The organism is Bacillus salipaludis (genome assembly GCF_004358205.1).
Map to the genome: position 1 here is coordinate 110,123 of NZ_SMYO01000012.1, position 16,546 is coordinate 126,668.

Here is a 16,546-nt window from a genome sequence, read left to right on the forward strand (position 1 = left end):
ATCCACTTCAGCATCATGGCCGAATGAGTGTTCATATCAATGCAAAACAAGGGGAAATTGCAGAAAATATTTTATTACCTGGAGATCCTTTGCGTGCCAAGTATATCGCGGAGACCTTTTTGGAAGATGTGACTTGTTACAATGAAGTGCGCGGTATGCTTGGTTTTACCGGTACGTATAAAGGAAAAAAAGTATCTGTTCAAGGAACAGGGATGGGAATTCCGTCGATATCCATCTATGTGAATGAGTTAATCCGAGAATATGGAGTGAAAAACTTAATTCGTGTAGGTTCCTGCGGGGCAATCCAGAAGGATATAAAGGTCCGGGATGTGGTTCTGGCGATGACATCTTCAACTGATTCGAATACCAACCGCATGGCTTTTCCAGGAATTGATTATGCACCGTGTGCCAACTTTAATCTACTGCATAATGCTTATCAAGCAGGCAGGCAAAAGGGGATGGAACTAAAGGTTGGCAATGTATTGTCAGCGGATGTATTCTACCGGGACAGCATGGATATTGTGAAAAAACTGGCTGATTATGGTGTGCTCGCAGTGGAAATGGAAACCACCGCATTATATACGCTGGCAGCAAAATATGGCGTGAACGCCCTATCGATTTTAACCGTCAGTGATCATATTTTTACCGGGGAAGAAACGACAGCCGAAGAACGCCAAACGACATTTAATGAAATGGTCGTTATTGCGCTGGATGCATTATAAAATAAAGGCAGCGGGTCACAAACCCCGCTGCCATTTTAATATCGAAGCCTCATTAAAAGGTTTTTTATTTCCTCATCCTGCATTAATGTATCTTCAAATCTTTTCGTAATTTTTGCTAAGGCTAAATCATGGTAGAAAAAGTCAGCAAAAAATTTTACAAAGGGTGGTGATTTTGTGATCATTGCCTGCCATGCACCGTTTTCCACACCGGCGAACAAAATTTCCTCTTCATCCGTTATGATTAAGCGGCTATTTTCTAACATTTGATGCTCTTCATTCGGAGACAAAATCGTGAGCGAGGATAACGCGGCCTCCACACTCCCGACAACAAGTGCCTCTACTTTCACACCCGCTTGTTCTTTTTCGAGTAAAACAGGCAGAAAGTCTTGGAAGTCTTCTTCCCAAAGGGAAATTTGTATTGTTTTCTTTGCCTCTTGTAGCAGCTGTTTACATTTTAATTGAATCGAGGAATCGACCTTGAGACTCCACACCCGGTCATCGGTTATTTGTTTTTTTGATGAATTTTGTTTCAAACGATCGATATTGGCTTGGAATTGCTTTGTCAGCATTTCTATGACTAGATTCAACGGCAGCGCCGTATAGAGCTTTTTCTTCTCTGAAACAGAATCCAGCACCAGCCCTTTTTCAATCATCCGCGTCAACACTTCATATACCTTTGCTTTTGGAACCCCGGAGTATTTTACAATTTGAGTGGCATCCAGCGGTTCATCATTGGAGGAAAGGATCTCATAAACCTTACTTTCATACTGTGAAAAACCAAACTTTTGCAGCATCATTCTGACCTCATTTTTAGAAAAGTTCATCTATATTGTCTTAATCATATTAGAATACAGAATTTTTGTAAAATCAAACCGCAGCAGTTGTAATCATTACTCTATTATAGTAATCGCTTCTTTTTGGGGAGTATTTTCTCTTCATAATAAGGATCTGCAGATTCTACTATAAATCGGAAGATATCTTCTGCAGCATTTGAATTGATAAATTCCTGCTGGCATTTCTTCATTATCTTTAGTTTTTCACCGTTATTTTCAAGCAATGTGTTTATGGTATTTTTAATATCATGCGGATTTTTACATACCACTCCTAAATTTAATTTTTCAACAAAAGCAGGATTATCTTCCTCTTGACCTGGTAAGGCACCTGTAATGATAAGAGGAGTTGCAGTAGCAATCGCCTCAAACATTACATTAGGACTGCCTCTAGTAAAAATGATATCAGAAGCTAACATTAGGTCCTGAATGTTTTTGATAAAACCGTAAATCTCCACTTTCTCTCCATATTGACTTTTAAGCAATTTTTCTAGCTTAATTCTTTGTTTTTCATTTCTTCCAGCTACAATTTTTACTGAGCAATCAAAATGATTAAGCAAGGTTTGAGCGATCTTTTTCATATTTCCAACGCCTTCACCTCCGCTCATAATTAGGCATGTGAAGGGTTGTTCTTTCTTATAATGAACTTTTTCTATTTTATTTTTTTTGAAAAATTTAGAACGGACTGGAAATCCTAAAACTTTTATTTTCTTATCTGGAATACCATATTCTAAACACCTGTGACGAGCTTCAAACGTGGGGCTGATAATATAATCTGCCCGCAGATCAGCCCATAGAGGATAAATATTTACAAGATCTGCAATAAGCGTAATAAAAGGTATTTTGAGATGCTGTTTTTCTAAGATGTTTAAGATAGAACCATTAAAATTAGGATGAACAGATAAAATCATATCAGGTTTTACTTCATCCAATAATTTTTGAAGGTTATCTCTGATAAGAACTTCTAAAAAATCGTTAAGGTACGAAGGATTAATAGCTGATAATTTCCATAAATACTTCCATAAATTCTCTGAATTTCTTGTAAGGGGTCCATACATTTTGCCGATATTCAGTAGAAATGGTCCACCGAGCGAAAAGCCATCTACAACATGAATTTTAACGTTAGGATGAAATTCAGTTTTTTCACATAAAGACTCTGTTATGCTTTTATGACCTTGACCGGTATAATCGGAAGAAATAATAAGTACAGTTTTCCCCATGTTATCAGCCTCTCATAATGACCTAGTAAAACCATAACAAAATAAGAATAATTTCATAGTTGAATAATGTAAAAACCATGTTAAGTTTTAACAAACCTAGTCAAGGAATTTACTAATTTGAATCGAAGCGTTTTAAATCTCTAAGCACCTTTTTGTATTGTTTTAAGGAATGTAATTTCCCTATAAAACTATTTTTGTTTTTGAGGTCAGATGAAATGAACATAATTGCAAGTGCAGGGAAAAATTTATTTGTGCGAAATCTTACATCCTTCCAATAAACATAAAATCCCTTTTTTCTTTTCTTAACAAAAGGATAGGCAAAGTGTGTACTTGATAAAAAGTCTAAAACGGAAGGGTCATTTCTACTCTCTTCAACTAATTCTGGAAGGTCAATTTTTTTAGAGAGAGTGTGGTCAATAAAAAGATCATTCTTTAAGTAAACTCCAAATAATAAATCTTCCTTTGTCTCAATGATAACGTCCCATTTAAACATAGTCATTCTTGGAATTAATTTTAAACGAACTGCATTTTTAAAATGATTTTGTAAGTGTCTTTTTATTAAAAGGGAGGAAAGTGCTCGAATAACAAGGTATATGAGGATGAGAATATAAATGATTAGAAAAGTTTTCCCTGCCATATAGAAGGGGAGTAAGCTGATTCCTAGAACATGAAGGAATAAAATATAAGGATCGACCAACGGGATGGAATCAAAGGCAATCCATTTACGAGAAAAAGGCAGTAAAACCTGCGTACCGTGCACATTAAATAAATCCAAAAAGACATGTACCAATACGGCTATAAGTGTCCAAAAATACAGGTGGAGAAATGAAGTGTTTGAAAAAAAAAGGTAGATGACGCTTGAGACAACAATACTCCATATTGGAATAGCAGGGAGTGAATGAGAAAAGCCTCGATGATTTCGGAGATAGCTGCCTTTTCCCTTTAAGCGACAAATAAAGTCAAAATCAGGTGCATTTGAACCAATGATGGTCCCTGCAATGACAGCATTGGATAGGATGGGTTGATTTGCGATTGCCGGGTCGACTTGAGCTAGAGCACCTAATCCTATACCGATGATTACGTGAGAAAATGTGTCCATTTGACCACTCTCCAAATAATAAAGTTACTTTTATTATATTGAAGAAATTGTGATTTCAAGATTAATCAACTATTAAAAGTATGTAAAGAGTTTGTAAGAGCCACTAATAAAAGGGGAGCATTATCCCCTTTTATTAATGGCTCTTTGGTTTGTTTAAAGCGGGTAGATTTCAGAGTTTAGTGAAATTAAAGAATAACAAATACCGTAAATAGAATAGCCAATGCAATTCGATAATAAGCAAACACGGTTAGACCAATTTTTTGAATTAATTTAAGGAACACGACAGCAACAACCATCGCAACAACAAAAGCCGTAATAAAACCGATGGCAAACATGGGGATGTCGCTTGTATGAAGAAAATCCAAACTCTTAATTAAGTCCAAGCCGGTCGCACCTACCATAATGGGGAGAGCGACTAAAAAGGAAAATTCGGCAGCCGTTCGATGATTTGCTCCAACTAAAAGTCCTCCTGAAATAGTGGATCCCGCTCGAGAAAAACCAGGGATCACAGCTAAGCATTGAAAAAGTCCAATGGCTAATGCTTGTTTGTACGTCAATTCATCAACTGTATTAGAGGTGAATTTTCCATGTCTTTTTTCTGCGAATAACATTAAAATAGCACCAGCAATAAGGCTATAAACTACAACCTTCGGTGAAAAGAGCTGAGTTTTTATAAAATCATGCAGTACCAAACCGGCAATTGCCGCAGGTATAACTCCTAATATGATGTGGATAGCATCTAATTTCTTAGCTGGTTTTCCAATCGTACTGAAATTTAATAGAGATAAATATCTTTTCCAATACAGTACTAAGATCGCAAGCATTGAGCCAAGTTGAATCACAACCTCAAAGGTATTGGCCTTTTGACCTTTAAATCCTAATAAGTTCCCTACTAAAATTAAATGCCCGGTGGAGGATACAGGCAAATATTCTGTTAAACCTTCTACGATTCCTAAAATAAAAGCGATGAGATTCTCATGCATTTTTCTTAATCCCTTCATTGGTCAATTTGTATAAGGAAGTATAGTCTCATCTCTATTGTTATTTCAACCCTAATTACAAGAAAATTACATAATCTTAATATTCCATTTAGTTTGGGTCTTTTTTACTCAAAAATCGATTAATGGAAGAAATACGTTAGTTTTTAGAAATAGAGGGAATTATATAATCAATTACCAATCATGAAAACCAGGAAGTGAAAGTATGTCAGAGACAGATATATCGAAATATGAAAAGAAAATTATAATCCGTAATATACGTGTGGATGATATTGATGCCATTATCGCCTTGGGGAAGGTTTGTTTCCCTAACATGGAGCCGTGGACAAGGGAGCAATTATTAAGCCATATTCGAATTTTCCCCGATGGTCAGTTTTGTGTGGAATATGAGGACAAGATTGTTGGTTCTTGTTCCAGTCTAATCGTTAATTTTGATGAATATGATGACCAGCACACATGGGATGTCATCACGGACAACGGGTATATTACCAATCATGACCCGGATGGATTTAATTTATATGGGATCGAAGTGATGGTCGACCCCGAATATCGCAGGATGAAATTAGGAGCCCGCCTTTATGAGGCACGCAAGGACCTTGCTGTTCGGTTAAATCTAAAAAGTATTATTATCGGCGGAAGAATTCCAAATTACCACAAATATAAGGAAGAAATGACAGCCCGTGAATATGTTGCGGCCGTTGAGAAGCATAGTATCTACGACCCGGTATTGTCCTTCCAGCTCCTTCAAGGATTTACAATTAAACGGATTAACACAAGGTATCTGCCAGATGATAAAGCGTCGGATTCCATGGCAACCCTGATGGAATGGAATAATGTTGATTATCGTCCAAAGTCCAAACGAATCTATCGAACAGCGTTTCCCATTCGAATTTGTGCCGTGCAGTATATGATGAAGAAAATTGATTCGTTTCAGGATTTTAGCCGGCAGGTCGAATACTATGTAGATGTTGCGGCGGATTTTGGATCTGATTTTGCTGTCTTTCCAGAGATTTTTACGACTCAGTTGATGTCCTTTCTCGAAGAAAAACGCCCCGATCAAGCAGTTCGGAAACTTGCTACCTATACAAATCAGTATATTGAACTGTTTACACAACTTGCTGTGAGATACAATATCAACATTATTGGCGGATCACATTTTGTTGAGGAGAATGGTGATTTATACAATATTGGTTTTCTATTCCGCCGCGATGGTACAATTGAGAGACAGTCCAAACTTCATGCAGCACCGGATGAACGTAAATGGTGGGGAATATCAGAAGGAAAGGATATCAATGTGTTTGACACTGATTGCGGTAAAATTGCTATCCAGATTTCTTATGATGTGGAATTTCCGGAGCTTGCAAGGATTGCCGTGGATAAAGGAGCAAACATCATTTTTGTGCCTTTTTGTACGGAGGATCGCCAGGCCTACCTCCGCATTCGCTGCTGTGCTCAGGCACGTGCCATTGAGAATCAGGTATATACCTGTATTGCTGGAACGGTCGGCAATTTAACACATGTAGAAAATATGGATATTCAATATGCGCAATCCGGGATTTACTCGCCTTCCGATTTTGAGTTTGCCAGAGACGGGATTGTCGGGGAATGTGACGCAAATATTGATACAGTCGTAGTCGGTGACGTTGACCTTGAGAAACTGAGGCGCTCTCGAAATTCCGGGTCCCTTAGGCAATTGCGGGATCGAAGACATGATTTATATCGAGTGGAATGGAAAAATCTAAGCTAAATAAGCTGCTCCCAGTGTTGGGGGCAGCTATATTTTATAAACTTGATGTCGAAAAAACTACACCGAAGGGGATTTGGCCCTTTTCCGACTGATGCATGCGCTTACTCTTTTCGTATAACCGTGGTATCATATGAATAGTAAAAAAGTTATTGCAACATTATGATTTTAATAGCGGGGAAGGAAGAAATTCAGTTGAATTATAATAAAGACTTTGCCGTAATCAATGCCTCAACAAATGTAAGGGAAGCCTTGGATACGATAATTCAAGCTAGTATCCGGTTATTAGTTATAGAATCAGAAGGAAAGCCTGTCGGAGTCTGTGACAGCTTTCACCTATTAATGCAAAAAGACCAGCCTGAACAAAAAGTAGTTTTTCATACGGATTTTATCCTAACAACCAGCAAGGATATCTTTTCTCTTGCCAATGATAATTTCTCATATGCCCTTATTGAGGATGATACTGGGGAGATAATCGGTTGGATGGATCAGAAGTCAGTGGAAATTGATCATCTAAAACAAGCATATTCGAAAGACCTAGGAGCCATAACGACCGATTTGGAAGCAATTGTTGATTCGATATATGATGAAGTTTTAGTTGTTGACAGTCTTGGAAAAATCATTCGGGTTTCCAATCGAAGCACCCATCAATTATGGGGAGTAGACCCTGAAACGGTTATTGGTCAAAATATTTTAGAACTTGAAGAAAAGGGCTGGTTTAAGCCTTCTGTTACAAGAAAAGTATTGGAGGAAAAGAAGAAAATTTCGATTGTCCAGCATAACCGCTTGGGCAGGAAAATACTAGCCGTCGGGAACCCGGTTTTTAATCAAAAAAATGAATTAGAACGAATTGTGATTGCTTCCCGTGATATTACAGCCGTTAAAAAATTAGAGGAAGAACTTGAAGAGGCGAAAACATTAAAAGAAAAATATCGCAAAGAGGTAGATATCTTAAAGAAAGTTCAGCATGGAAATGAGAAGAAGATTATCTATCAATCTGAACAAATTAAAAATTTAATGTTTGAGGTCGAACGGGTGGCCCGAGTTGAATCAACGGTTACCTTATATGGAGAATCAGGGGTAGGGAAAGAGCTGTTTGCTCAAGCCATCCATCAGCTGAGCCCAAGAGCGGAAAATCCATTTATTCGCATTAATTGCGGGTCCATCCCTGAAAATTTATTGGAGAGCGAGCTATTTGGCTATGAAAAAGGTGCCTTTACCGGCGCCCTAAGCAACGGAAAAAAGGGCTTGTTCGAATTAGCCAATGAAGGAACTCTTTTTTTAGATGAGATTGGCGAGTTACCGCTTAATTTACAGGTAAAGCTTTTAAGGGCGATACAAGAACGCGAGATTATGAAAATTGGCGGCAGCAAAGCAATCCCGATTAATATTCGAATTATTACGGCAACCAATAAAAATTTGGAGGAAATGGTTTCGCAGGGAACCTTCCGCGAGGATTTATTTTATCGAATTCATGTTATTCCGTTATTTATTCCACCATTAAGGGAAAGAATCGCAGATATTGAACCTATTGTTTACCATTTCCTTGAATATTATAATGAAAGATTTTCGTCGAAGAAATATTTTTCAGAGGATGCAATGGAAGTGTTAAAAACATATAAGTGGCCAGGGAATATCCGGCAGCTGCAAAATGTAACAGAACGGGCCATGGTGGTTACGGCGGAGCAAATGATTACTGCCAATGACCTTGTGAAAATATTGGACAATCGTCAGAAAAACCAACATCCTGTAGAAGTGCATACCATTATCCCCCTTCAGCATGCAGTCCAGGATACGGAAAGACAGCTGCTTCAATTAGCTTTATTGAAATATAAGACGCTAACAAAAGTGGCAGAAGTGTTAGAGGTGAGTCAACCGACTATCAGCAGACTTTATAATAAACTGAAGAACAGTCTTCAGGTTCGTTAAAAAATAGTACAATTGTTTTTCTAATATAGCTGAACGAGCAGTTCATTCATTTTTGAATAATATTCATTCAAAAATGAATGAACTGTCGTTTTATATCTATAAACATAGTTGATATGTCGATATTTAAAGGATTGGCACGAAATATGCATATTAGAATAATAGGGATAGTTTAAAAGTATAAGGGTAGAGGGAAAGTTGTACTGCCATAATAAGTGAGGGAGGAATCAAAGCCACGGCTATAACTTTCTGACTATTCCGATAAGGGTGACTAGTCAAATAGATAGCGTTTACAAAAAAATGAACGTTATCTTATAAGTTTTACGACAACTTAAGGGGGAACATATATGGAAAAACAAGAGGTATCGTTTGAACGATCACTTACATTAACACATCTAGTTTTATTTGGACTTGCTTATTTAGCTCCGATGATTGTGTTTGGAATCTATGGGACGGTTGCAGAAGTAACCCATGGACTTGAGGCAAGCGCTTATTTGGTTGCCTTAATTGCAATGTTTTTTACTGCCTTCAGCTATACGCATATGGTTAAAGCTTATCCTGTTGCCGGATCTGCCTATACCTATACACGTAAATCTCTTAATTCACACCTCGGATTTATGGTCGGCTGGGCTACCCTGCTCGATTATGTCTTTATACCAATGGCCATCTGGCTGATTGGAAGTGCTTATTTGAATGCGGCATTTCCTTCTGTACCATCATGGTTATGGATCCTCTTATTTATATTTGTTACAACCGCAATCAATATTCTTGGAATCAAATTAAGTACCAAGGTTAACTTTCTTATGATGGTGTTTCAATTTTTAGTTATTGCACTATTTATTATTTTAAGTATTAAAAGCGTATTAGGCGGTGGCGGCGCCGGTACACTTCTTTCCGTAAGCCCGTTCGTGAATACTCATGTTTCGTTTTCATTTGTCCTGGCTGGAGCATCAATTGCCTGCTACTCATTCTTAGGTTTTGATGCCATTTCAACCTTTACCGAAGAAACAAGAAATCCTGAAAAAACTATCCCAAGAGCCATCATTTTGACAACTGTTATCGGTGGATTGATTTTTGTTGTTTCTACCTATTTCACTCATTTAGCTCACCCGGATTTTACGCATTTCAAAGCGGTAGATTCTGCAGGGTTTGAAATTGCCAAGCAAATAGGCGGGAACTTATTTAGCGCCATTTTCTTAGCAGGGATTATTATCGCCCAGTTTGCTTCAGGAATTTCCGCTCAAGCAAGTGCATCAAGATTGCTGTATGCAATGGGCCGCGATTCCGTACTTCCGAAAAAAATCTTTGGCTATCTCCATCCAAAGTTTAAAACACCTGTACTGAATATTCTTGTTGTCGCTGTGATTGGGTTACTGTCATTAAAGCTAAGTGTGTCAACATCCACTTCATTTATAAACTTTGGTGCGTTTATTGCCTTTATTTTAGTAAACGTTTCCGTTATTGCTCACTTTTATATAAAAGGCGGTAAACGGACAGGAAAAGAAAAGATTTTCTATTTATTATTTCCTGCCATAGGATGCTGCTTCGATATTTGGCTGTTTGTAAATCTTGATAAAAATGCACTAATTTTAGGCGGTACTTGGGCAGTAATCGGATTTGTCTATCTACTTGTTCTTACAAAAATGTTTAAAAAGCAGCCGCCGGAAATGCATTTTGAGGAAATGGATGAGGCTGTATAAGGATGAAAATAAGGGAAGGGCATGGATGAAGCCCCTCTTTTATCGCTAATGGGAGGCATATAAGTGGAAGCAAACTATAGAATTGCACTCGCACAGCTGGCTGTGGCGGATGGAAATAAAGAAGAAAATTTGATGAAAATGGAATCTGCCATTAAGAGTGCGTGGAAGGAATCGGCAGATCTCTTGATTTTACCGGAATTAAACCTGACCGGCTTAGTCTCGAAGGACCAATTGACAGGAATAGCGGAGCCGCGCGAAGGGGAGAGCTTTAACCGGATTCAACGTATGCTGGCAGATTACCCTGTATCTGTACTGTATTCTTTTCCAGAGTATGTCTCTGAAGAGGAAATCTATATAACCTCCTGCTTGGTAGGCAAGGACGGCGAGGCATTGGCTTATTATCGTAAAACACATCTCTTTACTGAAGAAAATGAACTATTCAGCAAGGGGAACGAGCTTATAGCCTTTAGCCAAGACGGCCTTTCATTGGGGTTTCTCACCTGCTATGATATTGAATTTCCTGAGCCGGCAAGGGCACTTGCATTACAAGGGGTAAATTTCTTAATCGTGAATTCGGCCAATATGGCACCATACGAATATATCCATCGCTTATTTATTCAGTCGAGAGCACTCGAAAATCAAATCTTTGTGGTTTACTGTAATCGAATCGGGGCAAATTCAAAATATGAGTATCATGGGCAAAGTGCAGTCATTGGGCCGGATGGAAAAATCATTATGGAAATTGCTGACGATGTTGAAACGGTGCAAATCATTGATCTTTCTTTCGAGAACTTTAAAAAACCTAGCGCTGTTTTTGACTATTTATCTGACAGGAGAAGAGAACTCTATTAATCCATTTAATTATGAATAGCGAATATTCATTTTTGAATAATATTTCTCTGTGATTGATTGTAAACAGGGAATTTAGCACTTGGCACACTTCTTGCATTATAGATTAGTAGTTGAATAAATTGATAAAGGGGATAATAACATGAGCACAACAACAAAAACAATTGAACTGAAAACATCCATTCCAGGGCCAAAAGCTGAAGCCCTTTTAGAAAGAAGAGCAAATAATGTACCGGTAGGAGTATCGAATAATGTGCCATCCTTTGCAGCAAAAGGTAATGGAGCAATCTTAGAAGATGTGGACGGAAATGTTTATATTGATTTAGCTGGAGCGATTGGTACACAAAATACAGGTCATTGCCCGCCAAAAGTGGTTGAAGCATTAACAGAGCAAATTCAAAAGTATCTTCACCCAGGCTTTAACGTGATGATGTACGAACCATATATTGAACTTGCTGAAAAGTTAAACGAAATTACACCTGGTTCCCATGCGAAAAAGACCTTTTTCCTAAACAGCGGTGCAGAAGCAGTTGAAAATGCAGTGAAAATTGCTCGTAAATATACAGGAAGAAAGGCTATTCTCTCTTTTGACCGTGCCTTCCATGGTAGAACACTGCTGGCAATGTCATTAACAAGTAAAGTGAAACCTTACAAATTTGGTTTTGGTCCATTTGCACCGGATACGTATAAAGTACGCTACCCTTATTATTATCGTGCACCATTCGGTGTAAGCCAGGAAGAGCTTGATGCAAATCTATTACATCAACTTGAGGACTTTTTCAAATCTGAAGTTCCTGCAGAAGAAATTGCAGCGATTATTATGGAACCCGTTCAAGGTGAAGGCGGATTTATTGTTCCGTCCAAGACATTTGTACAAGGCGTGAAACGGATTTGTGAACAAAATGGTATTCTATTTATTGCAGATGAAATCCAAACCGGTTTTGGACGTACAGGGAAAATGTTCGCGATTGAACACTTTGATGTTGTTCCAGACCTGATGACTATGTCAAAATCAATCGCTGCGGGGCTGCCACTCAGTGCTGTAACAGGCCGTGCGGAAATTATGGATGCAGCAGCACCAGGAGAAATTGGCGGTACGTATGGCGGAAGTCCGCTTGGTTGTGTGGCTGGCTTAAAGGTGATTGAAACAATTGAAGAAGATCAGTTACTTGACCGTGCAAATGTGATTGGAGAAAAAATCATCTCCCGTTTCAACAGCTTAAAAGAAACATATGATGTAATCGGCGATGTCCGTGGTTTAGGGGCAATGTGTGCGGTTGAGCTTGTAAAAGATCCGCAAACGAAGGAGCCTGACAAAGATTTAACGAATAAACTTGTTGCAGAATGCCAAAAGCAAGGGGTAATTGTGCTAAGTGCAGGTTTATACGGCAATGTACTTCGCTTCCTTTCTCCGCTTGTGATTACAGATGAGCAATTAGATGAGGCGCTTGATACAATTGAATCCATTTTTAAAAAATTGGTTTAAAGAATAGGAGTGTTCTAGATGAAAAAGCATCTTTTAATAGATGGACAATGGAAGGAAACGAAAGAGTACCGTCCGTTATACAGCCCTTACAATAATGAACTCCTGGCTGAAATTGCCTATGCTGATGCTCAGGATGTAGATGATGCGATTGCAGCTGCTGAGAAAGCAAGACCTGTTATGGCAAAAATGCCGGCACATCAACGTGCATCGATTTTAGAAAAATTAGTCGAGCTTTTAACGAAAAATGAAGAAGAATGTACCCGTTTGCTCGCACTTGAAGCAGCAAAGCCTTGGACGACAGCAAAGGCTGAGGTAGCGCGGACAATCATGACCTATAAATTTGCAGCAGAAGAAGCAAGACGTATTCATGGGGAAACGATTCCGTTGGATGCAGCCCCAGGGGGAGAAGGCCGGATTACGTTTACGTTAAGGGAGCCAGTCGGCGTAGTAGCAGCGATTACTCCATTTAACTTTCCAATGAATTTAGTGGCTCATAAAGTCGGTCCAGCGATTGCAGCAGGGAATACAGTCGTATTGAAGCCGGCATCACAAACACCGTTAACTTCCATTTTCTTAGCGGAACTGCTTCAGGAAGCGGGCTTACCTGATGGCGCAATCAATGTGGTAACAGGAAGCGGAAGTGTTGTCGGTGACCGCTTAATCCAGGATGACCGTGTAAAAGTAATTACCTTTACAGGCAGCCCTGCGGTAGGAATTGGTCTCCGCAATAAAGCAGGATTAAAGAAGGTAACCCTTGAACTTGGCTCCAACTCAGCGCTAATCGTTGATAAAGGTGTCGATATTGATTCGATTATCCCAAGAACCGTTACTGGTGCCTTCTCCTTTGCCGGACAGGTTTGTATTTCATTGCAAAGGGTTTATGTCCATGAGGACCTTTATGGGGAGTTTACCGAAAAATTCATTGCCCAAACGAAGACGTTGAAACTCGGCAGTCCGCTGGATCCGGAAACAGATGTTTCTGCAGTTATTAGTCCGAAAGATGCAGAAAGAGCGGTTTCGTGGATTGAGGAAGCAAGACAGTCTGGCGCCGTTGTAGCTGCAGGAGGCGGACGTGATGGCAATATCGTTGAGCCAACCGTTCTATTAAATGTTGATCCGAAACAAAAGGTTTCTTGCCAAGAGGTATTTGCACCAATTGTCTTGATTAACAAAGTTGCTTCCGTTGAAGAAGCTATTGCCTATGTGAATGATTCAAGATACGGACTTCAAGCGGGAATCTACACAAATGACATCTTTAAAGCACTTCATGCAGCCGAAGAACTAGAAGTAGGCGGCGTCATGATCAACGACATCCCAACCTTCCGCGTCGACCACATGCCATACGGCGGCGTAAAAGAAAGCGGAATCGGACGCGAAGGTCTAAAGTACGCAATTGAAGAAATGACAGAAATGAAATTAATCAGCATTAAAAAATAGAGTGTGAATTAGACAAAATTCGGGTGGTGCCACCACCCGAATTTTTCATTTTTGTTGGTTCAGTTGTTTAATCCCGTCTTGCTGGATAAGGAGATCAGATATTTCAATCTCTTGATGTACTTCTTTGAGGTCTTTTTCGCAGGCACTAAGGTTAATCTTTTTATTTGTTTTTACTTAATAGCATGAACTGGAATTGACCTGCCCTTCATTTGGAGCTATGTATAGATAATCATCGTTCATAAAACTGCCAACCCGTTGAACGGCTTGCCCTTTTTCCTTGTTAAGTAAATTTCCCCCAAGCATATACAGGGGATTCTTGTTAATCCCAAGAAGATGCAAAAGGGTCGGGGCAAAATCAATTTGGGAACCAGTTTTTGCTACCACACTTCCTATTTGTTGAGGAATGTGGATAAGAAGTGGGATTACCCTCCGTAAATTTATATTGTACCACCGGATTAAAGTCCGGACTTTTTGACTTTTAAAAACTTCATCATATCCCCATTTTCCGTCATTAAAGCATTGTCGTGATCCCCATAGAAAACAATAACTGAAGTCTCCCATAGACCTTCCTTTTTCAGTTGGTCAACAAAAGTACCAACAGCCTCGTCAACAAAGTGAACGCCGTTAAGGTAATTCTGAAACATTTTCTCATTGTAACCCGCTGTATTTAATTTTTTATACTTTTCGGGTATTACATATGGATGATGATTCGTTAAGGCAATCATCGTCGCTTGAAAAGGTTTCTTTAACTCCTTCATTTTTTCAAGACTTTGTAAAAAGAAATCCTTATCATTGACCGCCCAACCAACTACTTCACCAGTAAAATCCTTTTCGGTATAGAAATGATTGAAACCAAAATGATTATAAACGGTATTTCGATTCCAAAATCCTCCCTTATAGGGATGAAACGCAGCGGTATCATAACCGTTTGACCTTAAGATTCCCGGTAAGGCATCATACGTATTTAACGGGATGTTTCATGTAAACAGAACCTGTCAATAACGGGTGAAGGGAGGTGTTCATAAGAAATTCAGCATCTGAGGTTCTTCCTTGCGAGGAAACATCATAAATGTTTGGGAACCAAAACATCTCATTTTTTAATTTATTAAGATGAGGGGTAATCTCTTGCCCGTTAATGCTCCTATCAATCGCAAAGGATTGCATCGACTCTAATTGAACAATGATAACATTTTTTCCTTTTGCGATTCCTTTTAAGGGAGTCGAGAAAGAGCGACTCTCCGATTTTGTCTTCAGCAAATCATGAATATTCTTTTCTTCGTCTTTTGAAAATTTCTTTTTACTCAAGATGGATTCAGCATATACTTTTAGATCGTAACCGTGGTAGCCTAACAGACCCAGCACTCCATAAACCCGCTCATTTGAAAACTGCTTTTCAAACAAATAGCCCCCGCCGTTAGTAAGCCATTTGTTAATAGGATAACAGGTAAATTATATACCTAACGAAAAAAGCGAAATTCCAACGATAAGACTAGTTTTGGAAGGGAATTTTTCCTTTTTTCTATAGATGAGTGGGACTAGAACTAAAAACGGAATTAGAAGAATGCTATCAGCGAATAAAAGTAATTCTTCCTTCGAGAATAACTCCCCGATACTTTCCGTTAAACTGGTAACCTGCCCGATTGATTTAAAAGTGTTACGGAAGTGAGGTCATCGAAATAGCGAAAATAGATTAAATCACAAAAAACGATAAAACTGAGAAGGGTAGAAGTGAACCATAGGGTATACAACCGTGCTTTTGGTTGTAAAAAAAGGATCCAAGAAAATACTAATAACACACATCCAGCACTGACCATTAATATCCCTGGCTTAAATCATTAAAAGTCCCCTTACCTTTTAAAAATCAATATACTCCCTGCCAATAAATCCTAGGATCATTCATTGGATAAAACCATTTTCCGTTAATTTCCGAGAACCGCTGCATCTTATAAATAAAAAACAACACTACAAAAAGGAAAAGGATATAAGTTGAAAATTCGATTAATTTATTTTTCATTTTTCTCACCATAAATAATGTTTGCTAAATTTTTGATAAAAAACCACTATCGATAATAAAATAATAAAGAAGATGTCTATGTGCTTGTTTACCTAAACAATCTAGCTTGAGCTGATAGTTTAACTCTGTTAGCAGGCAGTATAAGAGGAATAATTATTTTTCCGATTTTAAATCTAAAAAAATATATTGACGAATGTGTTTTAATGTTATATTCTAATTAAGTCGCTTCGGAAGTGAGTGAAACAAAAATTATTCAAAAATAACTTTTTGTTGACTTGCCTCAAACGAAATGATATAATAAATCTTGTCGCTTAAACAAGCGGTAAGGAAAATTTGTTCTTTGAAAACTAAACAAACAAAAACGTCAACAAACAATAATAATCATGTTTCTTCTATTATATAGAGAACATGAGCCAACGTAACAAATGAGCTATATCAACTTTCTTGGAGAGTTTGATCCTGGCTCAGGACGAACGCTGGCGGCGTGCCTAATACATGCAAGTCGAGCGAATCAATAGGAG

General features: G+C 38.5%; 14 protein-coding genes and 1 rRNA gene. 8 read left to right on the forward strand and 7 right to left on the reverse strand.

What is annotated here, in order from left to right; genetic code table 11:
• Nucleotides 1-23 precede the first annotated feature (23 nt).
• Nucleotides 24-722, forward strand: a complete 699-nt coding sequence (gene deoD, locus E2K98_RS22645) for a purine-nucleoside phosphorylase (protein WP_133338210.1) — start codon at nt 24-26, stop codon at nt 720-722.
• Between the two features lie 35 nt (nt 723-757).
• On the opposite strand, the gene E2K98_RS22650 is transcribed toward deoD, so the two are convergent.
• The 4 genes from E2K98_RS22650 to bacA all read right to left on the reverse strand — a co-directional run bounded on the left by E2K98_RS22650 (nt 758) and on the right by bacA (nt 4,854).
• Nucleotides 758-1,516 (reverse strand): TrmB family transcriptional regulator, encoded by a 759-nt coding sequence (locus E2K98_RS22650; protein WP_133338246.1) that lies wholly within the window; start codon nt 1,514-1,516, stop codon nt 758-760.
• Between the two features lie 104 nt (nt 1,517-1,620).
• Entirely contained in the window at nt 1,621-2,772 is a 1,152-nt protein-coding gene (locus E2K98_RS22655) for an MGDG synthase family glycosyltransferase (protein ID WP_133338212.1), read from the reverse strand.
• A gap of 112 nt (nt 2,773-2,884) precedes the next feature.
• Nucleotides 2,885-3,871 (reverse strand): metal-dependent hydrolase, encoded by a 987-nt coding sequence (locus E2K98_RS22660; protein ID WP_133338214.1) that lies wholly within the window; start codon nt 3,869-3,871, stop codon nt 2,885-2,887.
• A gap of 185 nt (nt 3,872-4,056) precedes the next feature.
• On the reverse strand, nt 4,057-4,854 hold the full coding sequence (gene bacA / locus E2K98_RS22665) for an undecaprenyl-diphosphate phosphatase (RefSeq protein ID WP_133338216.1): 798 nt from the start codon (nt 4,852-4,854) through the stop codon (nt 4,057-4,059).
• 220 nt (nt 4,855-5,074) lie between these two features.
• Here bacA and E2K98_RS22670 point away from each other — a divergent pair, with 220 nt between their 5' ends.
• The 6 genes from E2K98_RS22670 (at nt 5,075) to E2K98_RS22695 (ending at nt 14,011) form a co-directional block, all read left to right on the forward strand.
• Nucleotides 5,075-6,616 carry a bifunctional GNAT family N-acetyltransferase/carbon-nitrogen hydrolase family protein gene (locus E2K98_RS22670; RefSeq protein ID WP_133338218.1) on the forward strand — a complete coding sequence of 514 codons (1,542 nt, stop codon included), beginning with the start codon at nt 5,075-5,077 and terminating at the stop codon, nt 6,614-6,616.
• A gap of 192 nt (nt 6,617-6,808) precedes the next feature.
• The gene (locus tag E2K98_RS22675; protein WP_165976350.1) at nt 6,809-8,542 is read left to right on the forward strand and encodes a sigma 54-interacting transcriptional regulator; all 1,734 of its coding nucleotides are present in this window, start codon (nt 6,809-6,811) and stop codon (nt 8,540-8,542) included.
• 344 nt (nt 8,543-8,886) lie between these two features.
• On the forward strand, nt 8,887-10,239 hold the full coding sequence (locus tag E2K98_RS22680; protein WP_133338222.1) for an APC family permease: 1,353 nt from the start codon (nt 8,887-8,889) through the stop codon (nt 10,237-10,239).
• 63 nt (nt 10,240-10,302) lie between these two features.
• Nucleotides 10,303-11,091 carry a carbon-nitrogen hydrolase family protein gene (locus E2K98_RS22685; RefSeq protein WP_133338224.1) on the forward strand — a complete coding sequence of 263 codons (789 nt, stop codon included), beginning with the start codon at nt 10,303-10,305 and terminating at the stop codon, nt 11,089-11,091.
• 139 nt (nt 11,092-11,230) lie between these two features.
• Nucleotides 11,231-12,574: a 4-aminobutyrate--2-oxoglutarate transaminase gene (gene gabT / locus E2K98_RS22690; protein WP_133338226.1), complete on the forward strand. Its 1,344-nt coding sequence runs from the start codon at nt 11,231-11,233 to the stop codon at nt 12,572-12,574.
• Nucleotides 12,575-12,592: 18 nt separating this feature from the next.
• On the forward strand, nt 12,593-14,011 hold the full coding sequence (locus E2K98_RS22695) for an aldehyde dehydrogenase family protein (protein ID WP_133338228.1): 1,419 nt from the start codon (nt 12,593-12,595) through the stop codon (nt 14,009-14,011).
• Nucleotides 14,012-14,185: 174 nt separating this feature from the next.
• Here the strand turns inward: E2K98_RS22695 and E2K98_RS22700 are convergent, their stop codons facing one another.
• From E2K98_RS22700 to E2K98_RS22710, 3 genes are all read right to left on the reverse strand, one after another.
• Nucleotides 14,186-14,395, reverse strand: coding sequence for a hypothetical protein (locus E2K98_RS22700; RefSeq protein WP_133338230.1), 210 nt, complete (start codon nt 14,393-14,395; stop codon nt 14,186-14,188).
• A 71-nt stretch (nt 14,396-14,466) separates the two neighbouring features.
• On the reverse strand, nt 14,467-14,985 hold the full coding sequence (locus E2K98_RS22705; protein WP_133338232.1) for an LTA synthase family protein: 519 nt from the start codon (nt 14,983-14,985) through the stop codon (nt 14,467-14,469).
• Nucleotides 14,966-15,412, reverse strand: coding sequence for a sulfatase-like hydrolase/transferase (locus E2K98_RS22710; RefSeq protein WP_133338234.1), 447 nt, complete (start codon nt 15,410-15,412; stop codon nt 14,966-14,968). The genes E2K98_RS22705 and E2K98_RS22710 overlap by 20 nt, the downstream gene beginning before the upstream one ends.
• A 1,054-nt stretch (nt 15,413-16,466) precedes the next feature.
• Here E2K98_RS22710 and E2K98_RS22715 point away from each other — a divergent pair.
• Nucleotides 16,467-16,546, forward strand: a 16S ribosomal RNA gene (locus tag E2K98_RS22715); the annotation flags it as partial.

Coding starts and splice junctions, on each gene's coding strand:
- deoD (WP_133338210.1), top strand. CDS start 24: ATGAGTGTTCATATCAATGCAAAACAAGGGGAAATTGCAGAAAATATT.
- E2K98_RS22650 (WP_133338246.1), bottom strand. CDS start 1,516: ATGCTGCAAAAGTTTGGTTTTTCACAGTATGAAAGTAAGGTTTATGAG.
- E2K98_RS22655 (WP_133338212.1), bottom strand. CDS start 2,772: ATGGGGAAAACTGTACTTATTATTTCTTCCGATTATACCGGTCAAGGT.
- E2K98_RS22660 (WP_133338214.1), bottom strand. CDS start 3,871: ATGGACACATTTTCTCACGTAATCATCGGTATAGGATTAGGTGCTCTA.
- bacA (WP_133338216.1), bottom strand. CDS start 4,854: ATGCATGAGAATCTCATCGCTTTTATTTTAGGAATCGTAGAAGGTTTA.
- E2K98_RS22670 (WP_133338218.1), top strand. CDS start 5,075: ATGTCAGAGACAGATATATCGAAATATGAAAAGAAAATTATAATCCGT.
- E2K98_RS22680 (WP_133338222.1), top strand. CDS start 8,887: ATGGAAAAACAAGAGGTATCGTTTGAACGATCACTTACATTAACACAT.
- gabT (WP_133338226.1), top strand. CDS start 11,231: ATGAGCACAACAACAAAAACAATTGAACTGAAAACATCCATTCCAGGG.
- E2K98_RS22695 (WP_133338228.1), top strand. CDS start 12,593: ATGAAAAAGCATCTTTTAATAGATGGACAATGGAAGGAAACGAAAGAG.